Raw genomic sequence first — 22,629 nt, forward strand, 5'->3', positions numbered from 1 at the left:
TTGGCCTGATCGCGGCCGCCTCGACATTGTAGCCGGAACCTGTTGCCACATTCAAAACGACGGTACCCATCGCCCTTTTGCTGAACCGCCTGCGCCGGGGCTCGCCTGGCTTGTCGTGGCCGAATGCTGCGCGTCCAGCACATCGGCAATGACGATCGTCCATCCTCGTCGCGCCCGATGGAAAGCGCAAGCGTCTCCTGCGCGGTCATTATCTGGGCGCCAAGCGCTTGAACGACTTTCGCGTCGCGATGGACCAACGAGAATGCGAGGAATCTCGCCTGCCGATCGGTTGTCGGCGGCACGTGGACAGGGCTCCTCACGCCGCTCGACGGGCATAGAAAAACGGCTGCCACGAACAACGGCACGTCGTATTGATCCATAATTGAGAAGATTTTTCGATCAATATTTCCAAATCTCTTAATATAGGCTGGTTAACGGCTGGTTAAGCTTGTGCTTATTTACCCGCTTCTTCGAAATTTAGCTGCATCATCCAATATTTCTGCGCCTGGAAGAACCGGAGACTGTCAATTTTCCACAGGCGGGGTCTTCGAAAAAGCTGTATTAATCAACTAAAACGAGAGGCGCCAGGAAATAATGAACGTTAAAGCAGATCACGCTTGACGACCTTGCGACACCGCATAAAGATGGCGCGTTGCGAGCGCGAATGACATTCTTGATCCAGAATCTCAGATCCAAAACTGCGGGGTGCAAAGTGGAAACTGCGGTTGATTCGAAACTTATCGAGGCGATTACCTACGACGAAGACAGCCGGCATCTACGGGTCTACCTGACCAACGGTCAGAGGCGAGAATATGAAGGGGTTCCCAAAGGTGTCGTCGTCGGCTTGACGATGGCGGAGTCACCGGGGAATTTTTACATGAAGGCAATCAGGGGCAAATATCCTCCTCGTCCCTAGAACAGGGATGATGTTAGGCCCGGTTGGCCTAACATCTGAATCCTGTTCTCAATTAAAGAGTTAGAGCTCTTTTGGTGGCATCTCTATTGGCGATGCCAAGTCGTCGTTTGAGCCGAGATGCGGGACCGGTTTTCGCCGACCCCGCAATTCGGCCCTCGCCGATTGGCGGTGCAATCGATCAATCGCCGCTGAAGAAGTCGCGAACTGCATCGATTTCGAGCGGCGCGATCTCATGGCCACCGGGATGCCAGACCGTGCCGACCTCGGCGCCGCGGCCTTTCAGGTGTTGCGACAATGCTTCGGTCACGGCCATCGGGGCGATCGGATCCCGCCGCCCGGCCGTCACCAGCACCTTTCTTCCCGCAAGCGTCGAATTGGCTTCCGGTTGAAACGGAATGAGCGGGTGCATCAGCACCGCCAAGTCGAAGATACCCTTCTCGATCAGCACGTTGGCAAGAATGTTGGCGCCGTTCGAAAAGCCCAGGCCAAAAATACGGGAAGCCTGGTACTCGTCAGCGAATGCTTTGACATAGGCGGCCATCTTCTCCGTCGCCCGTGAAAGGTCGACCATGTCGTAGGCCCCTTCACCGCTGCGCCGGAAGAACCGGGCAGCACCGTGTTCGGAAACATCGCCGCGCGGAGCAAGAACCGTCGCTTCCGGCAGCAGCTGTCGACCGAAATCAAAGAGCTGGTTTTCGTCGCCGCCGGTGCCGTGCAACACGATCAGAATTGGTTTGCCAGGTGCGCCGGCATGCAGCCGGTGCACATATCCGCTTTCCGTCATGCCGCCCTCCTTACGCTTCCAGCGGCTGCAAATGCTGTTCAAGCAGCGCTCGAAGATGGGCGTGCTGCTGCGGCAGCTTCAGAGCTTCGCCGAGATGGGCTGTATCCTCGTCGCGGTTGAAGCCGGGTTCATTGGTCGCGACCTCGAACAGAACGCCACCCGGCGTGCGGAAATAGATCGCCCAGAAATAATCGCGGTCGATCACCGGGGTGACCTGATAGCCGGTGTCCATCAGCGCCTTGCGCACTTCGAGCTGCTTTTCACGGTTTTCGACCGAGAAGGCGACATGGTGGACGGAGCCGGCGCCGGGAAGCGCGCGGGCAATATTCGGCATCGTCTCGAGATCGATGAGATGCGCACCGTTGCCGTCAGGCTTGATCAGCCGTTTGACCCCGTCCCTTTCCTCGGCGACTTCATAGCCCATGAACTTCAGCAGTTCGACCGTGGCGCCGTCATCCCGCAGCCGCATGGCGACGGAGTGAAAGCCGCGAATGGCATAATCCTCGCTGATGCCGCCATGCGTCCACGGCTGGCGGCCATCGTCCCTGACCTCGACGAGCGCAAAGCCGTCGCCATCGGGACCGGAGAAATTCAACCGCTTTTCACCGAAGCTTTCATCGGTCTTCAGGCCGCCGACGCCGAGTGCGGCAAAACGATCGCTCCAGAAGCCGAGCGAACCTTGCGGAACCGAAAACACCGTCGTACCCACTTCACCGGTGCCGGGCCGGCCCTGTGCCATCTTCGGGAAGGGGAAATAGGTCATGATCGTGCCGGGCGCACCGGTCTCATCACCATAATAGAGATGATAGACATCCGGGGCGTCGAAATTCACCGTCTTCTTGACGCGGCGAAGGCCGAGCGCATGGGTGAAGAACTGATTGTTGGTGCGGGCGTCCTCCGCCATCGACGTGACGTGGTGCAGACCCTTGATTTGATCGAGCATGTGAGACCCCTTTCTCGCCCGCAGCTTGCGGGCTTTCGATGGATCATAAATGCGCTCGGTCAGGCCTCCGGAATAGAGGTGCAGACCAAAACGCATTGTCTCCTTTTTGTGAACGCTGATCCACGTGCGTTCACTTAAGAGCCGTGAGGATCGAGCGGCAACTGCCAGTCGATCGGCGCGCGCCCGCGGGACTGCAGGAAGGCATTCGCCTTAGAAAAATGCTTGCAGCCAAAAAAGCCATTATGGGCCGAAAGCGGCGACGGATGCGGCGCTTTGAGCACCATATGCCGCGCCGCATCGACAAAGGCTGCCTTGCGCTGAGCATAAGAACCCCAGAGCATGAAGACGACGGATTCGCATTCGTCGTTGACCTTGCGGATGACGGCATCGGTGAAGCGTTCCCAACCCTTGCCCTGATGGGCAGCCGCCTGCCCTTCCTCGACTGTCAGCACGCTGTTAAGCAGGAGCACGCCCTGCAGTGCCCAATGCTCGAGAAAACCGTGACGCGCCGGCGCTATACCGAGATCCGTCTCCATCTCCTTGTAGATATTGACCAGCGAGGGCGGTATGCGGACGCCGGGCCGGACGCTGAAACATAATCCATGCGCCTGCCCTAGCCCGTGATAGGGATCCTGACCGAGAATGACGGCCTTGACGTTGGTGATCGGTGTCAGGTCAAGAGCTCGGAAATATTCGCTGCCTTTGGGAAATATCCGTTTTCCGACCTGCTTCTGCGCGACCAGGAAAGATTTGAGCTGCTGCATGTAGGGGCTTGAAAATTCCCCCTCGAGGGCGGACTTCCAGCTCTCCTCGAGACTGACGGATGTATCGCTCATCGGCAAACCTTCGATATGGAACGAACAATGGATACACGGTTCTAACAAAATAGGCTGAGGCCGCAATGCCTGTCGGTCTCGCGGCGGCTCCGACCCTCGAAACCTGGCGAGCGGGCGCAAACCTTGTTGGTGACTTCACCGCCTGTGTTTAACTATAAGCCCGCTTCGGTATTTACGCCGGCTGGCGGGCTGAGTAGAACTTTGATCGTGACAATCGGAGCTTGTCTTCACATGAAATTCGGCACGAGCGGCCTTCGCGGACTTTCAGTCGATCTCAAGGGACGCGCCTCCGCCCTCTACGCCACCGCATTCGGCAAATATCTGCTGGAGACTGGCAAGGCACGGGCCGGCGACGTCATTCTGATCGGACGCGACTTTCGCGATTCGAGCCCTGAAATCTCGGCAAACTGTGCCGGTGCGCTGACGGCCCTCGGATTCCGTGTCTTCGACTGCGGCAATGTGCCGACGCCGGCCCTCGCCCTTTATGGCCTCGAAAGCAAGGCCGCCTGCCTGATGGTCACGGGCTCGCATATCCCGGCGGACCGCAACGGCATCAAATTCTATCGCCCGGATGGCGAAATCGACAAATCGGACGAGACGGCGATCACCGCACAGGCGGCCGAGATCGAACGAAGCGGCAAAGCGCTGATCCAGGCGCCTGCCAGGACGGAAGATCATGAGGCGATTTGCCGGCAGCTGTTTTTCGAACGCAATACGGCCCTGCTTCCGCAAGGTGCGCTCTCCGGGCTGAAGATCGGCGTCTACCAGCACAGCACGGTCGCTCGCGACCTCCTGATCGACGTTCTCGCCCATTACGGTGCCGAGATCATCGCCCTCGGCCGCTCGGAGAGTTTCATACCGGTCGACACCGAAGCCGTTTCCGACGAGACGATCGCGCTGATGAGGCGCTGGGTCTCCGAGCACAAATTCGATGCGATCGTTTCGACCGACGGCGACGGCGACCGCCCCCTGGTTGCCGATGAAACCGGCACGCCCTTGCGCGGCGACCTTCTCGGCCTGGTGGCAGCCAACTTCTTGCGAGCCCGAACGGTGGTGACGCCGGTAACCTCCAATTCCGGCATCGAGGCCGCCGGCACTTTCGCCGTCAGGCGCACGCGTGTCGGTTCGCCCTTCGTCATATCAGGCATGGAAGAGGCAGTGGCCGCCGGCGACGATCACGTCATGGGCTTTGAAGCCAATGGCGGTCTGCTGACGGCAACCACGTTCGAGATCAACGGCCGAAAACTGCGCGCATTGCCGACGCGTGATTGTTTTATTCCCATGCTCGCAATCCTGTCGCTGGCGGCCGCCCGCAGGCAACCGCTTTCTGCCATTGCCGCCTCCTATAAGCTGCCCTTTGCCGCCGCCGATCGTCTGGAGAATTTCCCCGTCGAGACGAGCGCGGCATTGATGGAATATCTGCGCGCCTCGGATGAAAACCTCGCCTCTTTCCTGCAGCCGATCGGCGCGGTAGCGACAAAATCCGATATCGATGGGCTTCGGGTGACACTGAGAGATGGCGGCATCATCCACTTCCGCCCGTCCGGCAATGCGCCGGAAATGCGCTGCTACGTCGAGGCAGGGAGCGAATCCGCCGCCCTCGACCTGCTGCACAGCGGGCTCGACAGAATAAGAGGCTGGGCAACCGCCCGCTAACATGCAACGAATAAGCCGTTTATTTCAAGGAACACGCCTATGACGCAGAAAATCGTTCCCGTGATCATGGCCGGCGGCAAGGGCACGCGGCTCTGGCCGCTTTCCCGCGCCACCGCGCCGAAACAATTCATTCAGTTCGTCGGCGACAAAACGTTGTTTCAGGAGACGCTCGAACGCGTTTCCGATCCCGAGCTCTACGAAGCCCCGATCGTCGTTACCAATGAAGAGTTCCGCTTTCTGGTCGCCGAGCAGGCGCGCGAGCTCGCCCGTCCGCTCGCCGCCGTCCTGCTCGAACCGGTCGCCCGCAACACTGCCGCGGCGGTCGCTGCCGCGGCGACGCTGGCCGCCGACCTGTTCGGCAAGAATGCCATCATCCAGATGCTCGCCTCGGATCACGAGATCCTCGCCGACAAGAGCTATTTCGATTGTATTCGCATCGCCCGCGAGGCGGCGGCCGACGGCAGGCTCGTCACCTTCGGCATCAATCCGACCGAACCGGCAACGGGTTACGGCTATATCGAGATCGGCGATGCGCTGGAGAACGGTGCTCATAAGGTGAGCCGCTTCGTCGAGAAGCCGGCATTGCAGGAAGCCCAGCGGATGCTCGACGATGGCGGCTTCTACTGGAATTCGGGCATCTTCATGTTCCCGGTGACGGAACTTCTTGCCGAACTGCAGGAACATGCGCCCGAGGTGCTCAAAGCCGCAAGCAAGGCTGTTTCCAAGGCAAGCCGCGACCTCGACTTCACCCGCCTCGATGCCGATCATTTCGCCAAGAGCCCGGATATCTCGATCGACTATGCGATCATGGAAAAGACCTCGAAGGCCGCCGTCGTCCCCTCGCCGTTCCGATGGTCGGATATGGGAAGCTGGGATGCCGTGTGGAAATCGGGAAAACGCGACGATAACGGCAATGTCGCCGCCGCGAACACGACCGTGGTCAACACCCGCAATTCGCTGGTCATGACCCATGGCGTGCATCTTGCCGTCCAGGGCATGGAGGATGTCGCCGTCATCGCCAGCGAGGACGCCGTCTACGTCGGACCGCTCAAGGACAGCCAGAATGTCGGACAATTGGTCAAGATGCTGGCTTCCACATCGGCGACAGCGAAGTTCACTGAAACGCATCCGACGTCCTACCGTCCCTGGGGCGGCTATACCTCCATCTTCAACGGCGATCGATTTCAGGTGAAACGCATCTTCGTCACGCCGGGCAAGAAGCTTTCGCTGCAAAAACACCACCACCGCTCCGAGCATTGGGTCGTCGTCAAGGGAACGGCCGAAGTGACGGTTGGTGAGAATGTACGGATGCTGCGCGAAAACGAAAGCGTCTACATTCCGCTCGGCGAAGTCCATCGTCTCGCCAACCCCGGCAAGATCGTCCTCGAACTGATCGAGGTGCAGACCGGATCCTATCTTGGCGAGGATGACATCATCCGCATCGTCGACGAGTTCGGTAGAACGTAAAGCGGCTTTCGGAACGGCTGGCGGGCTCGAGGCAACGCGCCGCCGGTTCCGTCGCGATCAGCGTTGCTGTTGAATTTCCTCTCGGGGTTCTCGTAGAATGAAGGCGCCGACAGACATGACCGGAGATATCCTCTGATGCGTATCCTGCCCGCCCTCGCCGGATTTCTTTCACTGGTGCTGCCGGCAATCGCATTCGCCCAGACAGCGAATATGCGCGTTGCAAACGAGGCTGAAATTCGCCAGCACCTGCCCGGCACCTCGGAGCTGAAAGAAGCCAGCAACGGCTACGAATATCGCGAAGGCAACAAGAATGGCTACAAGATAGACAACGGCCAGATCTGCGTTCTGTTTCCCAACAAGTCGAAGGACTGCGTCAGCGTGAAGACCGACGGCAAGACCTTCCAGATGATCGACCGGAAAGGCGGCCGAACGCGATTCTGACTTGCCGCATGCGTCACCTCATCGGTGAAGTTTCCTGGCCGAGCGCGAATTCGGCGATCAGACCGGAATGGTTCGAGCCGAGATTGTCGTCGAGACGTTTGAGTGAGATCAGGCGAAGTGGCGCCCGCGCGAATATGTGGTCGATGGCGATCCCGAAGGCGCCGGCAGCGATCGGCCATGTCGCCGGTTCAGGTGCAAGCGTCTTCAGTTTCTGTTCGCGCAGAAGACCCTGGATGCTGGGCGCGATCGCCGACGAATTGAAGTCGCCGGACAGCACCAGAGGGCCGGAGAGCGAACCGAGCGCCTTGCCGAGGTCGTCCAGTTCGCCCATCTGGTAGTCGTCGTAATAGGGTTTGGACAGGTGCGCCGACGCGAGATTGATGACTTGGCCGCCGAAGTCGATGCTTGAGACGACCAGCCTGTCTTTTCGCAGACTGCCGATGCTTGCGACCTGCCGCATCACGAACGGCCGTTTGGACAGGACCAGCGTATCACAGCTATCTTTGCCATTGTCGCAGCCGATATGATAGGGATAGGCCTTGAACAATCGCTGCAGATGAAATGTCAGCGGCTTGGCTTCGAGCAAATTGACGACATCGGCGTTCGAAGCAATCACCATGTCGGCAAGGGCCGTCGAGTTTTTCCAATTGTCGATGGCGATGTTGAACGACATCAGACGGAAAAGCGGCGCGGGACCCGTCTGCTGATCATCCTGCGCAAATTCGCGCAGCATGACGAAACCGTGAGCGGTGAGAAAAAGCGAGGCGAGCAGAAGAACCAAGCCGTAGATCTGCCTTTTGACTGCCAGAATTGCCAGACTGGCGGCAACAAAGATGACCCCGAGATGGATCTGAAAGCTGTAGACAAAGGATAACAGCCAGAAGTTCGTGACATAGCGCAGCGACACGATGGCAATGGCAATGGTCAGAAATGCGCAGAGAATCCAATAGATTATATCTCGCATCGATCCTGATTCCGCTTGCCGACGACTGGGCGGGCATAACATGCAGGCCGGCATGTTGCAACGCAGCATAACGATCGGCCATCATCTCGGCAGATAAGCAATATCGATGGAATGCGCCAAGCAGACCCGCGCCGACGCCCATGAAACCGGCATAGGTGTCGCAGTCTTCTCCCTCAAACACCTATCGACTCGGCCTCTTCTTATCTTGTAAGGGGGGTCACGTGATACGGAATCGGCTCTTTGCCGTCGGCAGGGGGCCAAGAAAAGGTGGGAATGCGCTACTTCATTACAGGGACGGCCGGTTTCATCGGTTTTCATCTGGCCAGGCGCCTGCTGCAGGAGGGGCATGAGGTAACGGGCTTCGACGGCCTCACGCCCTATTACAACGTCAAGCTCAAGGAGATGCGCCATGCGGCCCTCTCCCAGTTTCCGGCCTTCAAACCGGTCATCGCGATGCTCGAGGACCGGCTGGCGCTGGAGGCGGCTGTTCTCGCGGCCAAGCCCGACATTCTGATCCACCTCGCCGCACAGGCCGGCGTACGCTACAGCCTGGAAAATCCCGAAGCCTATATACATTCGAACGTCGAAGGCTCGTGGAATATCATGGAAATCGCCCGGCGGGTCGAAGTCCGCCATCTGATGCTGGCCTCGACATCATCGATCTATGGCGCCAACGCGACCGTCCCCTTCCGCGAGACCGATCGCGCCGACGAGCCGCTGACCATTTACGCCGCGACGAAGAAATCGATGGAGCTGATGGCGCACAGCTATGCCCATCTTCACAAGATTCCGACCACGGCCTTCCGGTTCTTCACCGTCTATGGCCCATGGGGCCGGCCCGATATGGCGCTGTTCAAATTCACCAAGAACATGCTCGACGGCCAGCCGATCGAGATCTACGGCGAAGGCAATATGAGCCGCGATTTCACCTATATCGATGATCTCGTCGAAGCGATCGTCAGGCTGTCGGCCATTGCGCCCGGCGAGGAAAATCGCCTCGACGACGCGGCGGTCGAAACGCTTTCACGCCAGGCGCCCTTCCGCGTCGTCAATATCGGCGGCGGCCAGCCGGTCAGCCTGATGGATTTCGTCGAGACGGTGGAAAAGGCGCTCGGCCGGCCTGCCATTCGCCAGATGCTGGCGATGCAGAAGGGCGATGTGCCGCGCACCTTCGCCGCCCCCGATCTGCTTGTCGCGCTCACGGACTACAAACCGGGAACGACCTTGGACGTCGGCGTCAAGGCTTTCGTCGAATGGTATCTCGATGCGCGCGGCCAGCTCGACGGCTAGATCCGGATGATTTTCAGGCGCGTTCGTAACCGGCTTCCGTGGCGTGGTTTGGGCAGTCTTTGGGAAGCCCGGTCCATGACCAATATCGCTCCCCAGTCACGACATGGGGTCCATCCCAAATATGAGCAAGCCCGCGAACAGGAGCGTGGGCAGGCTCTGTGCCAGCGTAACCATTCTAAGCCAACGAGGGGCTCTACCGAAGCACCAATAGATACCATTGCAGATGCTCGAGACCAGATTTCCGGTACCGAGGACCAGTAGCCCCAGAACAGCGCCAAGGTTGGGAAACAAGCCGCCGCCTGAAGGACTCATAATCAGGAAAGCGCCGAGGAAAATACCGCCGCTCAGAGCTAGGACTGAAAAGACAGCGCAAACCGTAAGTGCGAGACTTCTCATCGCTCTGCGATCCACGAGTTGAGGGGTTATGGGCGCGTCGACCTCTGTAATCGCAAGCCACCGATAGTCATGAGATGCGTGTTCGCGCCGTCCGGCTCCGCATCAACGAGGGAACGATCCGATTTCCAGTTTTGCAATCAACTGGGCAGGAAGATCGCCGCTTATTATGGACGCATCCGCTTTAGCAAAGACCATTTCACCCTCCTGCCATGCATCACATTCCATATCGATCCGCATCCCGTCGCGTTCGACTGCAGCCCAGGAGAAGTCCAGGCCGCCGCCGTTCCGCACGGACCAGCCTGCCGCTGCCAGCGCTTCGATGACCGCCCGCCAGCTTTCTTCCGACAGCCCGGAAAGAGAAATCTGATCAACCATAGCGATGCCTTCCGCCCCAGTGACCAGATCTTTTTGAGCGCGCGCGGGGGCCTTGGCAACCCATTAAGGACCTTCCCGGGGCGTCACCGCTACCCACAGCACGCGCATCAGCAATCTCGTGTTATCCTCGAGGCCGGAACCGCCAGCCAGCTGCGCATGTTGGATGCCATCCATAGGTACGACGATAATATCTACCAGTTGCGCAGGCAGCGCCTCAAGCAGCGCATGATCGATCTCAGCGCCGAAACGTCACCGCCTGCACTGCGTCGACCGTCTTCCACAACACATAGTCGACAACGGCGGCCAGGCTCTGCGAATAGGTCTTGAGTTCGTAACCCTGATCCTCGGCCGCAGCAGGGCTGCGCAGAACGAAAGGAACGACCGGGCGCACGAAACCGGCGCGTGTCGTCAGCGGAACCTCTGGCGAATGGCCGATGGCGGACGTGTACATCAAATCGCGTGCGAGGCTGGCGGGGCCGACGGCGAAGGCCGGCCCGGCAGCGGCAGTCACGGTCAAAGTCAAGGCGATGGCGGCAAGTGCTCTCTGCATGTCAGGTCCCCATTCGTGGATCGGCCGGCGTTCGCTCCGTCCGGCTCCAAACGATCGACGCGTCTGTCCACGCCTCGGCCGCTTTCATGAGACCACTCTACACGCCAGGATTTGCAGGGCTTTTAAGCGGATCGGTCAAATTTTACGAAATTTGACTTTCTCCGGCTTTCTCGGATTTTGAGGACCGAGAGGCGCCCGGGCACATGGCGAACGCATCCGGCGGCCGATACGCCGCCTCGACCAACACGCAATGCCAATGGTGTGAACGCCGGCCCGCAGTCTACAGAATGCGATCCAGCTTCTTGTTGATGTGCAAATTGGGCATCAATCCCGCACTCTGGGCAGCGTGATAGGACTCTCGCGCCGCGTCGAACGAGATCGACCACATAATGGCGCTCAGCAGGAGCGCGATAATATAGATCTGAATACGCATCGAACCGGCGGTACGGAAAGAGCAAGGCGGTTTTGTGTCAAAACATGGCCGGGAAGCAACGAAAGAGCGTCGGCCGCTTGTTTTGCAACCGGCCGACGCCAGACATATCAGTGTCGTGAAAATTAGCGATAGTCGCATCGCTACCCCTGTTGGCAGCCATACCGAGGCTTGGTTCCTCTTCTCACCCCGAGAACCCTGAGAGGTCCGTTCCCACGGGCCTCTTTGCCTTTGCTTATTCGCGCTGCCGTCGATCACCGAATGCAGGCTCGATCGATGTCGACCGTCAGGACGGCGGCGGTGCGAACGGCGCTCCAAAAATAATCAATCGATTGACTTATTTTTCCTGCCATGTTACAAAATCTTCATGATCAAGGAAAAGGCCAATCCACCACCAGCCTCGGCTCGCGCCGATGTCGCGCGGCAGAAGATGCTTTCCGCCGCCCTCGACGTCTTTGGCCGCTATGGCTTCGACGGCGCATCGACCCGCCAGCTGACCGAAGCGGCCGGTGTCAATCTGCAGGCCATCCCCTATTATTTCGGCAGCAAGGAAGGCCTTTACATCGCCACCGCCGAATATCTGATGGCCCGCATCGACACGCATATCGGCGATATGAGAGCGCGCATCGGCACGCATCTGCTGAGCCTGGAGGCCGCAGGCAAACCGCTCGGAGAGGCCGAAGCCCGGCGCTTCCTCACCGACATTCTCCAGACCATGGTGACGCTTTTCGTCGGCAAGGAATCCGAATCCTGGGCGCGCTTTCTGATCCGTGAGCAGATGGAGCCGACGGAAGCCTTCGCCAGGGTCTATCAAGGCATCATGCGGCCGATGATCGAGATCGGCCGGCGGCTGATCGGCGCCATTCTGCGTGAGGATCCGGCTTCGGAACATGTGCGCATGCGCACCTTCAGCCTTCTCGGCAGCATCCTCGTCTTTCGTGTCACTCACGCTGCCGTGCTCGCTCAGATGGAGTGGGACGTCATTGGACCGGAGCAGGTGCAGATCCTGCGCGGGCTGGCCGCCGAACTGGTCGATGTGCTCGGCCCGCCGAAGGAAGGTGCGGCATGAGGCGTATCCTTCCCATCGCTCTCCTTCTCTTCGTTGCCGCAGCGGCCGCGGCCTGGTGGTACGGCCTGCCCGAAAAGCTCGGCTGGTTGCCTGAGGCCCGCCGCGAATTCGTCCTTTACGGCAATGTCGATATCCGCCAGGTTTCGCTCGGTTTCCGCGTCAACGGCCGCCTCTCCGAACTCCGCGTCGATGAGGGCGATGTCGTCAAGAGGGGAACACTGCTGGCGAAACTTGACGCCGCGCCCTATGAATTCGCCGTCCGTTCGGCTGAGGCCAATGCGGCTGCTCTTCGGGCGACGCTCGACAAGCTGAAGGCAGGCCCGCGGCCGACCGAGATTGCCCAGGCGCGCGCCGCCTATGACGAGAGCCTCGCGGATCTGCAGAACGCCAACCTCGCCTATGAACGCGCCCGCCAGCTTCGTCCGCAGGGCACCATTTCCGAGGCTAACCTCGACCAGGCGACCGCCGCAAAGGCGATGGCCGCCGCCCGCTCCCAGTCCGCCAACGAGGCGCTGAAGCTCTTGCAGGAAGGCTCGCGCGTCGAGGATATTGCCGCCGCCGATGCGCAGCTGAAGGCAGCCGAGGCAACGCTGGCCTCGGCCCGCACCTCGCTTGAAGATACCGAGCTTCGCGCCCCGAACGACGGCGTCGTCCTCTCGCGGGTGCGGGAAGACGGTGCGATCGTCTCGCCGGCTGACACCGTCTTTGTGCTGTCCCTGACCGAACCGGTCTGGGTGCGCAGCTATCTCGCCGAGCCCGATCTCGGCCGCATCCACCCCGGCATGAAGGTTTCCGTCACCTCCGATACGGCGCCCGACAAACCCTATGAAGGCACCATCAGTTTCATGTCGCCGGTCGCCGAATTCACCCCGAAATCGGTGGAGACGCCGGAGCTGAGGACCGATCTCGTTTATCGCCTGAGGATCGTCATCGACAAGCCAGGCCCGGACCTGCGCCAGGGCATGCCGGTCACCGTGCGGCCTCCGGCGTCTGCGGTCGGACGATGACCGCCTCCCAGACAGGTTGGGACGACAAGCCGCTCGTCCGGATCGACGCCGTCACGAAACGTTTCGGCGACGCTCCCCCTGCCCTTGACAGCGTCTCCGGCACGATCGCCGGCGGTGCGATCACCGGCCTCGTCGGCCCCGATGGCGCCGGCAAGACGACGCTGATCCGCCTGATGACCGGGCTGATGCTGCCCGACAGCGGAACGGTCGAGGTTCTCGGCTTCGACACCAGGAAGAATGCCGCCGGCATCCAGGCGGCGATCGGCTACATGCCGCAGCGCTTCGGCCTCTATGAAGACCTCTCGGTGCAGGAAAATCTCGATCTCTACGCCGATCTGCGCGGCCTGCCGAAGAGCGAACGCGCGAGAACCTTCGACGAACTGCTGAGCTTCACCGATCTCAAGCGCTTCACCGGCCGGCTGGCCGGCAAACTCTCCGGCGGCATGAAGCAGAAGCTCGGCCTTGCCTGCGCGCTTCTGAAAAAGCCGCGACTGCTGCTGCTCGACGAGCCGGGCGTCGGCGTCGACCCGATCTCGCGCCGCGACCTGTGGAAGATGGTCGAGAACCTGACCAAGGAAGGCATCGGCGTGCTCTGGTCGACCGCCTATCTCGACGAGGCCGAAGCCTGCGACCACGTGCTGCTCCTGAACCAGGGAAAGCTGCTTTTTTCAGGCAAACCCGAACAGATGACCGAGCGCATGAGCGACCGGGTCTTCAGAGTATCCGGCGTCAAAGGTCGCCGCCGGCAGGTGCTCGCCGAACTCCTTGAAGCCAACGGCGTCATCGACGGCGTGATCCAGGGCGAAGCGATCCGTCTCGTTGCGGCAATGGACATGAAACCCGATATCGACACGGCCGGCGGCAGTGCAACGCTCGCTGCCGCCCCGCCCCGCTTCGAGGATGCCTTTGTCGATATGCTGGGCGGCGGCCCCGGCGGCCGCTCCCGGCTGGCCGAAGCACAGGAACCGCTGAAGGCCGAGGGCGATCGGCCAGTGATCGAGGCCAGGGGCCTGACCAAGCGCTTCGGCGATTTCACCGCGGCCGAGGACATCAGCTTCGATATCCGCCGCGGCGAGATCTTCGGCCTGCTCGGCCCGAACGGTGCCGGCAAGTCCACCACCTTCAAGATGCTCTGCGGCCTGTTGAAGCCGACCGGCGGCGAAGGCCGCGTCGCCGGTTTCGATCTTCGCCGCGATGCCGCCGAGGCGCGCAACCAGCTCGGCTACATGGCGCAGAAATTCTCGCTCTACGGCGATCTCACAGTCATGCAGAACCTCGAATTCTTCGCCGGCGTCTACGGCCTTCGCGGACAGCACAGACGCGAGCGCATCGCGCTGATGGCCGATATCTTCGATTTCGGCCGCCATGGCCGCGAGGCCGCCAAGGACCTGCCGCTCGGCCTGAAGCAGCGCCTGGCGCTCGCCTGCGCCGTCATGCACGAGCCGCGCGCCCTCTTCCTGGACGAGCCGACCTCCGGTGTCGACCCGATCACTCGGCGCGAGTTCTGGACGCATATCAACGGATTGGTCGAAAAGGGCGTCACCGTGCTCGTCACCACCCATTTCATGGACGAGGCGGAATATTGCGACCGCATCTCGCTGATCTATCGCGGCCGCTCAATCGCGCTCGGCTCGCCCGATGAATTGAAGGCCAGGGTGGCGACCAAAGAGCAGCCGGACCCGACGATGGAGGATGCCTTCATCGCGCTCGTGCAGCAGTCGGAAGCAGGGGATGCGGCATGAATGCTTCCGGCGGTCGCCTTCGGCGTCTTTTTGCCCTGGTGCGCAAGGAAAGCCTTCAGGCGATCCGCGATCCGAGCAGCATCCTCATCGCCTTCGTGCTGCCGCTGATCCTGCTCTTCCTCTTCGGCTATGGCGTCTCGCTCGATACCACCCGCACCCGCATCGGCTTGGTCGCGGAAGAGATGACGCCGCTGACGCAGGATCTCGCGGCCAGCTTCCGGGCCTCGCGTTATTTCGAGGTGGTGATCGGCCGCGACCGGCGCCTGTTCGAGGAAGATCTTGTGCTCGGCAAGCTGCGCGGCATCGTCGTCATCCCGGCCGATTTCACCACGCGCTACACCGCCGGCAACCGGCCCGACATCCAGGTGATCGTCGATGGCTCCGATCCGAACACCGCGAACTTCGTACAGAATTATGCGCAGGGCGCCATTGCCAATTGGGAACGGCAGAGGCAGGCGGATGTTGCCTCCTCCGGTCCCCCCATCGCGGTCGAACAGCGCTTCTGGTTCAATCCGGAGCTGACCAGCCGCAATTTCCTCGTGCCGGGCTCGATCGCCATCGTCATGACGCTGGTCGGCACGCTTCTGACCTCGCTGGTCGTCGCCCGCGAATGGGAGCGCGGCACGATGGAGGCGATGATGGCGACGCCGGTGACGGCGGTCGAGCTGCTCGCCGGCAAGATCCTTCCCTATTTCCTCCTCGGCCTCACCTCGATGACGCTCTGCGTGCTGCTTGCTGTCTTTCTCTTCGGCGTGCCGTTCCGCGGCTCCGTCGCCGCCCTTTACGCCTTGTCGGCCGCCTTTCTGATCCCGGCGCTCGGCCAGGGTCTGTTGATCTCGACGGCGACGAAGAACCAGTTCCTCGCCTCGCAACTGGCGCTGATCTCCGCTTTTCTGCCGGCCTTCCTGCTGTCGGGCTTCCTGTTCGAGATCAACTCCATGCCTGAGGTCATTCAGTGGATCACCTTCATCGTGCCGGCGCGTTACCTGATCCCCGGTCTGCAGACCGTGTTTCTCGCCGGCGACATCTGGCCGATGTTTGTTCAAGCCATCGCCGTCATGCTGACGATCGGCGCCATCATGTTCGTGCTCGCGGCGCGCAGCACCCGAAAGAGGATCGGCTGAGATGGGATGGACAAGGCTCTACGCCCTCATCGTCAAGGAACTGCTCGCCGTGCTGCGCGACCCCAAGGGCCGCGCCATCCTGATCGGCCCACCGATCGTCCAGCTTCTGGTCTTTTCCTATGCCGCCACGCTCGAAGTGCGCAATGTCGACGTCATGATCCTGAACCGTGACAGCGGCCACTGGGGCCAAGAACTGATCGAGCGCATCGATGGCTCGCCGACCTTTCGCACTATCGAGATCGCCGCCAATCAGGCCGAAGTTCAGGTGGCAATCGACAACCAGACAGTGATCGCAGCGATCGAAATCGGCCCGGATTTCTCCCGCAACATCGAGGCGGAAGCGCCGGCCGATCTGCAGGTGATCCTCGACGGCCGCCGTTCCAATGCCTCGCAGATTGTCGCCGGCTACCTCTCGCAGATCAGCGCGGCCCTTGCCGCCGAGACACCCGCAGGCAGGCGCGCCGGCCCCGAGATGGTTTCGACCATGCCCCGCAACTGGTTCAACCCCAACCTCACCTACCAGTGGTTCATGGTGCCGAACCTGATCGCCAGCATCGCGCTTTTGATCGGCCTGATCGTCACCGCCTTGTCGATCGCCCGCGAGCGCGAACTCGGCACCTTCGATCAGCTGATGGTCTCGCCGCTGCGCCTGCATGAGATCCTGATCGGCAAGCTGATCCCGCCGATGATGATCGGCCTGTTCCACATCACCGTCTATATCCTGGCCGCCGTCTTCCTCTTCGAGGTGCCGCTGCGCGGCTCACTCTTCCTGCTTTACGGCAGCGCCATCTTCTACCTCGGCTCGGTCGCCGGCCTCGGCCTCTTCATCTCGGCGCTGTCGATGACGCAGCAGCAGGCGATCCTCGGCGCCTTCCTGTTCATGGTCCCGGCCATGCTGCTTTCCGGCTTCGCGACCCCGATCGAGAACATGCCGGGCTGGCTGCAGCCAATAACCTTCATCAATCCGCTGCGTTATTTCCTGGTGATCGTCAAAGGCGTTTTCCTCAAGGATATCCCCTTGAGCGAGGTGATAAACCAGACGATCCCGCTGGCGCTGATCGCCACCGTCACGCTCAGCGCCGCCGCCTGGCTCTTCCGCCGGCGGCTGGAATGAGGCGATTTCAGCCGCCTCACAGAATGTGAACCGGGCTTCCAAAGCGTGAATCTCCTGCCGGAACATCGGCCAGGCGGCGTCGTTACCCAGACGCAACCCCAGCAAAGGAGAAGCAAAATGTACAAGATTCTACTTGTCTCCGGCGCCCTTGCGCTTTCGTCTTTCGCCACCAACGCGCTTGCTGACGGCGCTGTCACCGGTGCGGCCGGCGGCGCCATCACCGGCGCGATTGTGGGCGGCCCCGTGGGTGCCGCCGTTGGCGGCATAGCCGGCGGTGTCGCCGGCGCTGTCGTCGATCCGCCGCCGCGCGAGGTCGTCACCTACGTCCAGCAGCAGCCTGCCCCGACTGCCCGTGTAGTGGTTGAGGAGCCGATCGTCGTCGGCAAGCCGCTCCCGGCGGATGTCGTCGTCACTCCGGTGCCCGATAACCCGAAATACGCCTACACGGTCATCAACAATCAGCGCGTGATCGTCGAACCCCGCACGCACCGCGTCGTGCAGGTCATCGAATAATCAAGCGGCCGATGCCGCCCCTGCGGCTCGGCAACCTCCGGCCCCGCTTCGGCGGGGCTTTTTTTCGCGCGATGCACTTCACCGCCGGAGCTTCCTTTGCGTTATGATGGTATCGATGCTTCAAGCCCTGTAGGCTATGAGCACCGCGCCTCCGGCAATCATGATGACGCCGAGCCAGTTCGGCAGCGACAGGCGTTCTCCGAGGAAAAGCACCGCAAAGACGGACACGAAGACGACGGACAGCTTGTCGATCGGCGCAACACGGGCAGCATCGCCGAGCTTCAGAGCCCGGAAATAACAAATCCAGGATGCGCCGGTGGCAAGGCCCGAAAGCACCAGGAAGAACCAGCTCCTGCTCGACACCGAGGACGGCTCCTGCCAGTTGCCGGTCACATAGATCATCACGCCCGCCGCCAGCAGGATGACGATGGTGCGAATGAACGTCGCGAAGTCGGAATTAACGTTCTCGACGCCGACCTTGGCGAAAATCGCGGTGAGCGCTGCGAAGCCGGCGGAAAGAAGCGCCCAAAGCGGCCAGTTTGTGAGAAGGCTTTTCATGCAGCTTGTCCCCGCCCTCGGCTCTTTCTCCCGCAGGATCAGACCTTCAGCTCGCGCCGCTCACGCTCGGTGACCATGGCGAGGTCGAGAACCTTCTGCAGGTTGGCGGCGTGGCGGAAATTGGGATCCGGCTGGATGCGGCTTGCTACCGCCTCGGCGAAGCGCTGGTAGTTGGTCGGCACCGGCGTCACCTCGATCTCCCTCCAGGTGGCGGTCTCGGCATCCTCGCCGAGGCAGCCGCGCAATTCGGAACCGCCGGGGCGATGAATGACCTCGAGGCTGCCTTTCTCGCCGTAGATGCGCAGCTTCAGTTCATTCAGATGGCCCGTCGCCCAGCGGCTGGCATGGATGACGCCGAGCGCGCCGTTGGCGAAATCGACCGACATGGTGAAGCTGTCATTGGCGTCGAGCATATATTCGCCGATCTGGCCGCCCGGCGCCTTATTGAAGGTCTTCAGCCGCGCAAAGACATGATCGATGTCGGTTGCGGCGCCATAGGCGGCGAAATCGAGGATGTGGATGCCGACATCGCCGAGCACGCCGTTCGAGCCATGGCCGGTGGACAGCCGCCATAGCCAGGTCGATTCCGTGCGCCAGTCGCCCCAGGCGCGCGAGACGAGCCAGCTCTGCAGATAGGATGCCTCGACATGTTTGATCGTGCCGAGCTCGCCGGCGAGCACCATCTCGCGGGCGCGCTGCAGCGGCGCGACATTGCGATAGGTGAGGTTGACCATGTTGATGATGCCGGCCTTTTCGGCCGCTTCCGTCATCTCCAGCGCCTTCGGATAATTCTCCGCCAGCGGCTTCTCGCAGAGCACATGTTTGCCGGCGGCGATCAGCGCCAGCGTCGTCGGGTGATGGATGCGGTCGGGCGTGATATTTGTCGCCGCATCGAATTCGCCCCAGGCGATCGCCTCATCCAGCGACAGAAACCGCTTTTCGATGCCGAACTTGTCGGCGAAGGCGGAAAGCCGGTCGGGATCGGTGTCGACGGCGCCGACCACCGTTACGCCGTCGATTTTGCTGAAGTGGGTGAGCTGGTTTTTCGCCATCACGCCCGTGCCAAGAACGAGTAGTCGCATGAATGCTCCTCAGCGGTAACCGGCTTCGCCGGCCTGGTGCAGTTTCGGGCCGCGTTCGATGATCGGCTCCAGCGCCTTTTCTACCGGCACATTTGGAGCGTCGGTAATAGCAGTCAACGCCCCTTGCGGGTTGTACGCCCATTTGACGCCATTGATCAGCACCTTCTGGACGGTGGCGTCGTGATAGGTCGGATAGGTCTCGTGGCCGGGGCGGAAATAGAAGATGTTGCCGGCGCCGCGCCGCCAGGTCAGGCCCGAGCGGAACACTTCGCCGCCCTGGAACCAGGAGATGAACACCGTTTCCAGCGGCTCCGGCACCGAGAACTGCTCGCCGTACATTTCCTCGTTCTCGAGTTCGAAATGCTCGCCGATGCCGGCGGCGATCGGATGGCGCGGGTTGATCGTCCACAGCCGCTCGCGTTCGCCCGCCTCGCGCCATTTCAGCGCGCAGGGCGTGCCCATCAGCCGCTTGAAGATCTTCGAGAAATGACCGGAATGCAGCACCAGCAGGCCCATGCCCTCCCAGACGCGCCTGGCGACACGCTCGACGACGACGTCGGAGACCGCCCCATGATCCTTGTGGCCCCACCAGGTCAGCACATCGGTTTCGGCAAGCCGGGCTTCGCTGAGCCCATGTTCCGGCTCCTGCAGCGTCGCCGTTGTCGCGGAGATGGCTGGATCGCTGTTCAGCGCGTTGGCGATCGCCGTGTGCATGCCCTCGGGATAGATGCCGCGGACGATCTCATTGGTATTCTCGTGAATATTCTCTCCCCAGACGACGGTGCGAATGGCCATGTTGTGCTCCTGTAGAGTGGAAGTCTCGAAAGGCGGGAAGGCAGGAAGGCAGGAAGGCAGGATTCAAAGCGCTTTGGAAAATGGCGCCGCGTGCGCCTCATTCTCCTCCACGTTCAAGCAACACATAGCCCTTTGTCAGGAATTTGACAAAGGGGAAAATTTCTCTCGTGGGCGCACAACGGCTTTAGGTAATATCGCAGCAATATCAATGCGAAACGGATTTCGAAAACAGGTTGACGACGACGACGCCGGATACGATCAGCCCAAGCCCGAGGATTGCCGGCAGGTCGAGCCGTTGCTTGAAGAAGATCAGCCCGACCGAGGAAATCAACACGATTCCCAAAGCGCTCCAAATCGCATAGGCGATACCGACCGGGATGCTCTTCAGCGTCAGCGACAGGCAATAGAAGGCGGCCGCATAACAGGCGACGACGAGCACCGTTGGCCCGATGCGGGTGAACTGCTGCGACAATTGCAGCGCGGTGGTGCCGATGACTTCGAGCACGATGGCGGCAAAAAGCAGCCCGTAAACGGCGGCCTGGCTCATGACGAATTCCCTTTCGGATTACTTGCCGGTCAGCTCCACGAGGCGGCCGATGAGATCCCGCCTCAGGGCACCGTCGATATCGTGGCTTTCCAACGTGTCCGCGAACCAAAGCCCGTCGGCGGCAAACCGCACGATCTGGGCGTCGAGCGAGGAGTCGGTGCCGACATATTCCTCTGCCCGCGCCTGCACCCACTGGCGCCAGCGCAGACGCAGCCGGGGTTCGGCAAGCAGCGCGATCGTCACCTGCGTCCAATTTCTGGAATCGTCGGGACGGTGCTTGAGACCGGATACCGCCATGACATAAGCGCGGGTGAAACGGCCCTGCGGCAGCGGATCTCCCCGCATCAGCTCCTCGATATCGGCGTCGAACGTTTCAAGCAGACTCTCGAACAGGGCGTCGAGCAACGCATTCTTCGTCGGGAAGTGATGCAGCAGCCCGCCCTTGCTGACGCTGGAGGCGGCCGACACCGCATCGAGCGTGACCGCGGCCATGCCTTCGCTCGCAGCAAGACGCGCGGCGACATCCAGCAATTGCTGGCGCACGAGGGCCGGTTGTTTCTTGCGGTGATGAGCGTTCGGCATGCGAGACAAAGATACCGTCCGGACGGTTTTGTCAAGCAGAATCGATGAAACCCTTGCGGCGCCGGCATTATGCGCGAAATGCCGCGGCAGCTTGATGACAGTTGCGATCATTTTCCGCCCGGTGCATGAAGGGGCGGGGAAAGACATCTGGGATGGTTTCGTGACGGAGAAGGTCACCACTCTATATCAAGCGATCGGCGGCGATCCCGCCGTCAGGGCGCTGACGCGCCGTTTCTATGAACTGATGGACAAGCTGCCGGAGGCAAGCAACGTGCGCGCCGTGCACCCGCCGAGCCTTCAGGAGAGCGAAGAGAAATTCTACGAATATATAAGCGGTTATCTCGGCGGCCCGCCGCTCTATACCGACAAACGCGGCCATCCGCGCCTGCGCAGCCGCCATTTCGTCGCCGAGATCGGCCCTGTCGAGCGCGACGAATGGCTCATCTGCTTCCGCCGCGCCCTGGACGAGACGATCAAAAGCCAGGCGCTGCGCGATCTCATCTGGGCGCCGGTCGAGCGCCTCGCCTACCACATGCAGAACAAGGAACAGCCATGAGCCTGAATGCGCGTCTGGAACCGGTGCTCTATCTCTTTGCCGGCCTGTTCGGCGTGGCCGGCGTCGCGCTTGCCGCCCTTGCCGCCCATGGCGGCGGGCAAGCCAACCTGGCCGCATCGGCATCCGCCATGTGCCTGGCGCACGCCCCTGCCCTGCTGGCATTGGCTCTCGGCACCGCAAGGCTCAAAACCGCCTGGCTGGCCGGTTTTCTGATGATCGTCGGAACGCTGCTCTTTGCCGGTGATCTGGTCTCGCTGCGTTTTGCCGGTTCCGGCCTCTTCCCCTATGCCGCGCCGACCGGCGGCTGGGCGATGATGCTTGGCTGGCTGGCGGTTGCGGCTGGTGCGGTCTTGCGGGTTCGGGCGTAGAGTTTGGCTATCGCTGCCGGTTGCTCAACAGCAAACTAGGAGTCGCATGAAGCGCGTGCCGTGTAGCCCCCTCATCCGACCCTTCGGGCCACCTTCTCCCCGAGGGGAGAAGGGAAAACCAGCGCTGCGGCACGTCCCTTCTACCCTCGGGGAGAAGGTACCCGAAGGGCGGATGAGGGGGCTACGGACGCCGAGCCAACTGTTAGCAGCTATATCCCATCGACCACATTGAAGCCTTCAAACACCGGTGGTCCCTTGTACATCGCCTTGCGGTCGCCGGCATTTCGGTGCGCGGCGCGAAAATTCTCGGATTTCGTCCAGTTCTGAAAATCCGCTTCGCTCTTCCAGATCGTGTGCGAGGAATAGAGCGTATAGCCCTCCTCTTCGTTGGCCTTGCCGCGCAGCAGGCGAAATTCGACGAAACCGGGCACCTCGGCCAGGCTGGAATCGCGATTGCGCCAAACCGTCTCGAAATCACTCTCGCTGCCGGCTGCGACCTTGAAGCGGTTCATTGCGATATACAT

Annotated in this window: 25 protein-coding genes; 13 read left to right on the forward strand and 12 right to left on the reverse strand. The window is 61.2% G+C overall.

Annotation, left to right across the window (positions count from 1 at the left end; genetic code table 11):
• The first annotated feature begins 664 nt into the window (after nucleotides 1-664).
• Nucleotides 665-916: a KTSC domain-containing protein gene (locus K6M89_RS11920; protein ID WP_222139572.1), complete on the forward strand. Its 252-nt coding sequence runs from the start codon at nucleotides 665-667 to the stop codon at nucleotides 914-916.
• Between the two features lie 178 nt (nucleotides 917-1,094).
• Here the strand turns inward: K6M89_RS11920 and K6M89_RS11925 are convergent, their stop codons facing one another.
• The 3 genes from K6M89_RS11925 to ung form a co-directional block, all read right to left on the reverse strand.
• Nucleotides 1,095-1,700 carry an alpha/beta hydrolase gene (locus K6M89_RS11925; protein ID WP_222139573.1) on the reverse strand — a complete coding sequence of 202 codons (606 nt, stop codon included), beginning with the start codon at nucleotides 1,698-1,700 and terminating at the stop codon, nucleotides 1,095-1,097.
• A 10-nt stretch (nucleotides 1,701-1,710) separates the two neighbouring features.
• Nucleotides 1,711-2,643: a VOC family protein gene (locus K6M89_RS11930; RefSeq protein ID WP_222139574.1), complete on the reverse strand. Its 933-nt coding sequence runs from the start codon at nucleotides 2,641-2,643 to the stop codon at nucleotides 1,711-1,713.
• 134 nt (nucleotides 2,644-2,777) lie between these two features.
• On the reverse strand, nucleotides 2,778-3,479 hold the full coding sequence (gene ung, locus K6M89_RS11935) for a uracil-DNA glycosylase (RefSeq protein ID WP_222139575.1): 702 nt from the start codon (nucleotides 3,477-3,479) through the stop codon (nucleotides 2,778-2,780).
• Nucleotides 3,480-3,710: 231 nt separating this feature from the next.
• Between ung and K6M89_RS11940 the strand changes: the two genes are divergently transcribed.
• From K6M89_RS11940 to K6M89_RS11950, 3 genes are all read left to right on the forward strand, one after another.
• Complete coding sequence (locus K6M89_RS11940; RefSeq protein ID WP_222139576.1) at nucleotides 3,711-5,135, forward strand: phosphomannomutase; 1,425 nt, start codon at nucleotides 3,711-3,713, stop codon at nucleotides 5,133-5,135.
• Between the two features lie 39 nt (nucleotides 5,136-5,174).
• A complete protein-coding gene (locus tag K6M89_RS11945; RefSeq protein ID WP_210204038.1) occupies nucleotides 5,175-6,602 on the forward strand; it encodes a mannose-1-phosphate guanylyltransferase/mannose-6-phosphate isomerase in 1,428 nt (475 codons plus the stop codon).
• Nucleotides 6,603-6,737: 135 nt separating this feature from the next.
• Nucleotides 6,738-7,043: a hypothetical protein gene (locus K6M89_RS11950; protein WP_222139577.1), complete on the forward strand. Its 306-nt coding sequence runs from the start codon at nucleotides 6,738-6,740 to the stop codon at nucleotides 7,041-7,043.
• A 13-nt stretch (nucleotides 7,044-7,056) separates the two neighbouring features.
• On the opposite strand, the gene K6M89_RS11955 is transcribed toward K6M89_RS11950, so the two are convergent.
• Nucleotides 7,057-8,007, reverse strand: coding sequence for an endonuclease/exonuclease/phosphatase family protein (locus K6M89_RS11955; RefSeq protein ID WP_222139578.1), 951 nt, complete (start codon nucleotides 8,005-8,007; stop codon nucleotides 7,057-7,059).
• Between the two features lie 273 nt (nucleotides 8,008-8,280).
• On the opposite strand from K6M89_RS11955, the gene K6M89_RS11960 reads away from it, so the two are divergent.
• Complete coding sequence (locus K6M89_RS11960; RefSeq protein ID WP_222139579.1) at nucleotides 8,281-9,297, forward strand: NAD-dependent epimerase/dehydratase family protein; 1,017 nt, start codon at nucleotides 8,281-8,283, stop codon at nucleotides 9,295-9,297.
• 498 nt (nucleotides 9,298-9,795) lie between these two features.
• Here K6M89_RS11960 and K6M89_RS11965 read toward each other — a convergent pair whose 3' ends face one another.
• Nucleotides 9,796-10,068, reverse strand: coding sequence for a hypothetical protein (locus K6M89_RS11965; protein ID WP_222139580.1), 273 nt, complete (start codon nucleotides 10,066-10,068; stop codon nucleotides 9,796-9,798).
• Nucleotides 10,069-10,303: 235 nt separating this feature from the next.
• A complete protein-coding gene (locus tag K6M89_RS11970) occupies nucleotides 10,304-10,618 on the reverse strand; it encodes a hypothetical protein (RefSeq protein ID WP_222139581.1) in 315 nt (104 codons plus the stop codon).
• A 797-nt stretch (nucleotides 10,619-11,415) separates the two neighbouring features.
• Between K6M89_RS11970 and K6M89_RS11975 the strand changes: the two genes are divergently transcribed.
• The 6 genes from K6M89_RS11975 (at nucleotide 11,416) to K6M89_RS12000 (ending at nucleotide 17,617) form a co-directional block, all read left to right on the forward strand.
• Complete coding sequence (locus K6M89_RS11975) at nucleotides 11,416-12,117, forward strand: CerR family C-terminal domain-containing protein (RefSeq protein WP_222139582.1); 702 nt, start codon at nucleotides 11,416-11,418, stop codon at nucleotides 12,115-12,117.
• Nucleotides 12,114-13,124: a secretion protein HlyD gene (gene hlyD, locus K6M89_RS11980; protein WP_222139583.1), complete on the forward strand. Its 1,011-nt coding sequence runs from the start codon at nucleotides 12,114-12,116 to the stop codon at nucleotides 13,122-13,124. Before K6M89_RS11975 ends, hlyD begins: the two co-directional genes overlap by 4 nt.
• The gene (locus K6M89_RS11985; RefSeq protein WP_222139584.1) at nucleotides 13,121-14,866 is read left to right on the forward strand and encodes an ATP-binding cassette domain-containing protein; all 1,746 of its coding nucleotides are present in this window, start codon (nucleotides 13,121-13,123) and stop codon (nucleotides 14,864-14,866) included. Before hlyD ends, K6M89_RS11985 begins: the two co-directional genes overlap by 4 nt.
• Nucleotides 14,863-15,990, forward strand: coding sequence for an ABC transporter permease (locus tag K6M89_RS11990; RefSeq protein ID WP_222139585.1), 1,128 nt, complete (start codon nucleotides 14,863-14,865; stop codon nucleotides 15,988-15,990). The genes K6M89_RS11985 and K6M89_RS11990 overlap by 4 nt, the downstream gene beginning before the upstream one ends.
• 1 nt (nucleotide 15,991) lies before the next feature.
• Entirely contained in the window at nucleotides 15,992-17,104 is a 1,113-nt protein-coding gene (locus K6M89_RS11995) for an ABC transporter permease (protein ID WP_097578203.1), read from the forward strand.
• A 117-nt stretch (nucleotides 17,105-17,221) separates the two neighbouring features.
• Entirely contained in the window at nucleotides 17,222-17,617 is a 396-nt protein-coding gene (locus K6M89_RS12000; RefSeq protein ID WP_009984915.1) for a DUF1236 domain-containing protein, read from the forward strand.
• Between the two features lie 120 nt (nucleotides 17,618-17,737).
• On the opposite strand, the gene K6M89_RS12005 is transcribed toward K6M89_RS12000, so the two are convergent.
• The 5 genes from K6M89_RS12005 to K6M89_RS12025 all read right to left on the reverse strand — a co-directional run bounded on the left by K6M89_RS12005 (nucleotide 17,738) and on the right by K6M89_RS12025 (nucleotide 21,181).
• On the reverse strand, nucleotides 17,738-18,175 hold the full coding sequence (locus tag K6M89_RS12005; RefSeq protein ID WP_097578202.1) for an EamA family transporter: 438 nt from the start codon (nucleotides 18,173-18,175) through the stop codon (nucleotides 17,738-17,740).
• A gap of 38 nt (nucleotides 18,176-18,213) precedes the next feature.
• Complete coding sequence (locus K6M89_RS12010; RefSeq protein ID WP_097578201.1) at nucleotides 18,214-19,257, reverse strand: Gfo/Idh/MocA family protein; 1,044 nt, start codon at nucleotides 19,255-19,257, stop codon at nucleotides 18,214-18,216.
• A 9-nt stretch (nucleotides 19,258-19,266) separates the two neighbouring features.
• Nucleotides 19,267-20,052 (reverse strand): ThuA domain-containing protein, encoded by a 786-nt coding sequence (locus K6M89_RS12015; protein WP_222139586.1) that lies wholly within the window; start codon nucleotides 20,050-20,052, stop codon nucleotides 19,267-19,269.
• A gap of 205 nt (nucleotides 20,053-20,257) precedes the next feature.
• Nucleotides 20,258-20,599 (reverse strand): SMR family transporter, encoded by a 342-nt coding sequence (locus tag K6M89_RS12020; RefSeq protein ID WP_097581888.1) that lies wholly within the window; start codon nucleotides 20,597-20,599, stop codon nucleotides 20,258-20,260.
• Nucleotides 20,600-20,617: 18 nt separating this feature from the next.
• On the reverse strand, nucleotides 20,618-21,181 hold the full coding sequence (locus K6M89_RS12025) for a TetR/AcrR family transcriptional regulator (protein WP_222139587.1): 564 nt from the start codon (nucleotides 21,179-21,181) through the stop codon (nucleotides 20,618-20,620).
• A 160-nt stretch (nucleotides 21,182-21,341) separates the two neighbouring features.
• Between K6M89_RS12025 and K6M89_RS12030 the strand changes: the two genes are divergently transcribed.
• Both K6M89_RS12030 and K6M89_RS12035 read left to right on the forward strand, forming a co-directional pair.
• The gene (locus K6M89_RS12030) at nucleotides 21,342-21,737 is read left to right on the forward strand and encodes a group II truncated hemoglobin (protein ID WP_222139693.1); all 396 of its coding nucleotides are present in this window, start codon (nucleotides 21,342-21,344) and stop codon (nucleotides 21,735-21,737) included.
• A complete protein-coding gene (locus K6M89_RS12035) occupies nucleotides 21,734-22,105 on the forward strand; it encodes a DUF423 domain-containing protein (protein WP_097581890.1) in 372 nt (123 codons plus the stop codon). Before K6M89_RS12030 ends, K6M89_RS12035 begins: the two co-directional genes overlap by 4 nt.
• Nucleotides 22,106-22,314: 209 nt before the next feature.
• Here the strand turns inward: K6M89_RS12035 and hmuQ are convergent, their stop codons facing one another.
• The gene (gene hmuQ / locus K6M89_RS12040; protein WP_097581892.1) at nucleotides 22,315-22,629 is read right to left on the reverse strand and encodes a heme-degrading protein HmuQ; all 315 of its coding nucleotides are present in this window, start codon (nucleotides 22,627-22,629) and stop codon (nucleotides 22,315-22,317) included.

It is taken from the genome of Rhizobium croatiense, assembly GCF_019793465.1.
GTDB lineage: Bacteria > Pseudomonadota > Alphaproteobacteria > Rhizobiales > Rhizobiaceae > Rhizobium > Rhizobium croatiense.

Bases quoted from the DNA above. Each gene is read 5' to 3' on its own strand.
- K6M89_RS11920 (WP_222139572.1), top strand. From the start codon at position 665: ATGACATTCTTGATCCAGAATCTCAGATCCAAAACTGCGGGGTGCAAA.
- K6M89_RS11925 (WP_222139573.1), bottom strand. From the start codon at position 1,700: ATGACGGAAAGCGGATATGTGCACCGGCTGCATGCCGGCGCACCTGGC.
- K6M89_RS11930 (WP_222139574.1), bottom strand. From the start codon at position 2,643: ATGCTCGATCAAATCAAGGGTCTGCACCACGTCACGTCGATGGCGGAG.
- ung (WP_222139575.1), bottom strand. From the start codon at position 3,479: ATGAGCGATACATCCGTCAGTCTCGAGGAGAGCTGGAAGTCCGCCCTC.
- K6M89_RS11940 (WP_222139576.1), top strand. From the start codon at position 3,711: ATGAAATTCGGCACGAGCGGCCTTCGCGGACTTTCAGTCGATCTCAAG.
- K6M89_RS11945 (WP_210204038.1), top strand. From the start codon at position 5,175: ATGACGCAGAAAATCGTTCCCGTGATCATGGCCGGCGGCAAGGGCACG.
- K6M89_RS11950 (WP_222139577.1), top strand. From the start codon at position 6,738: ATGCGTATCCTGCCCGCCCTCGCCGGATTTCTTTCACTGGTGCTGCCG.
- K6M89_RS11955 (WP_222139578.1), bottom strand. From the start codon at position 8,007: ATGCGAGATATAATCTATTGGATTCTCTGCGCATTTCTGACCATTGCC.
- K6M89_RS11960 (WP_222139579.1), top strand. From the start codon at position 8,281: ATGCGCTACTTCATTACAGGGACGGCCGGTTTCATCGGTTTTCATCTG.
- K6M89_RS11965 (WP_222139580.1), bottom strand. From the start codon at position 10,068: ATGGTTGATCAGATTTCTCTTTCCGGGCTGTCGGAAGAAAGCTGGCGG.
- K6M89_RS11970 (WP_222139581.1), bottom strand. From the start codon at position 10,618: ATGCAGAGAGCACTTGCCGCCATCGCCTTGACTTTGACCGTGACTGCC.
- K6M89_RS11975 (WP_222139582.1), top strand. From the start codon at position 11,416: ATGATCAAGGAAAAGGCCAATCCACCACCAGCCTCGGCTCGCGCCGAT.
- hlyD (WP_222139583.1), top strand. From the start codon at position 12,114: ATGAGGCGTATCCTTCCCATCGCTCTCCTTCTCTTCGTTGCCGCAGCG.
- K6M89_RS11985 (WP_222139584.1), top strand. From the start codon at position 13,121: ATGACCGCCTCCCAGACAGGTTGGGACGACAAGCCGCTCGTCCGGATC.
- K6M89_RS11990 (WP_222139585.1), top strand. From the start codon at position 14,863: ATGAATGCTTCCGGCGGTCGCCTTCGGCGTCTTTTTGCCCTGGTGCGC.
- K6M89_RS11995 (WP_097578203.1), top strand. From the start codon at position 15,992: ATGGGATGGACAAGGCTCTACGCCCTCATCGTCAAGGAACTGCTCGCC.
- K6M89_RS12000 (WP_009984915.1), top strand. From the start codon at position 17,222: ATGTACAAGATTCTACTTGTCTCCGGCGCCCTTGCGCTTTCGTCTTTC.
- K6M89_RS12005 (WP_097578202.1), bottom strand. From the start codon at position 18,175: ATGAAAAGCCTTCTCACAAACTGGCCGCTTTGGGCGCTTCTTTCCGCC.
- K6M89_RS12010 (WP_097578201.1), bottom strand. From the start codon at position 19,257: ATGCGACTACTCGTTCTTGGCACGGGCGTGATGGCGAAAAACCAGCTC.
- K6M89_RS12015 (WP_222139586.1), bottom strand. From the start codon at position 20,052: ATGGCCATTCGCACCGTCGTCTGGGGAGAGAATATTCACGAGAATACC.
- K6M89_RS12020 (WP_097581888.1), bottom strand. From the start codon at position 20,599: ATGAGCCAGGCCGCCGTTTACGGGCTGCTTTTTGCCGCCATCGTGCTC.
- K6M89_RS12025 (WP_222139587.1), bottom strand. From the start codon at position 21,181: ATGCCGAACGCTCATCACCGCAAGAAACAACCGGCCCTCGTGCGCCAG.
- K6M89_RS12035 (WP_097581890.1), top strand. From the start codon at position 21,734: ATGAGCCTGAATGCGCGTCTGGAACCGGTGCTCTATCTCTTTGCCGGC.
- hmuQ (WP_097581892.1), bottom strand. From the start codon at position 22,629: ATGTATATCGCAATGAACCGCTTCAAGGTCGCAGCCGGCAGCGAGAGT.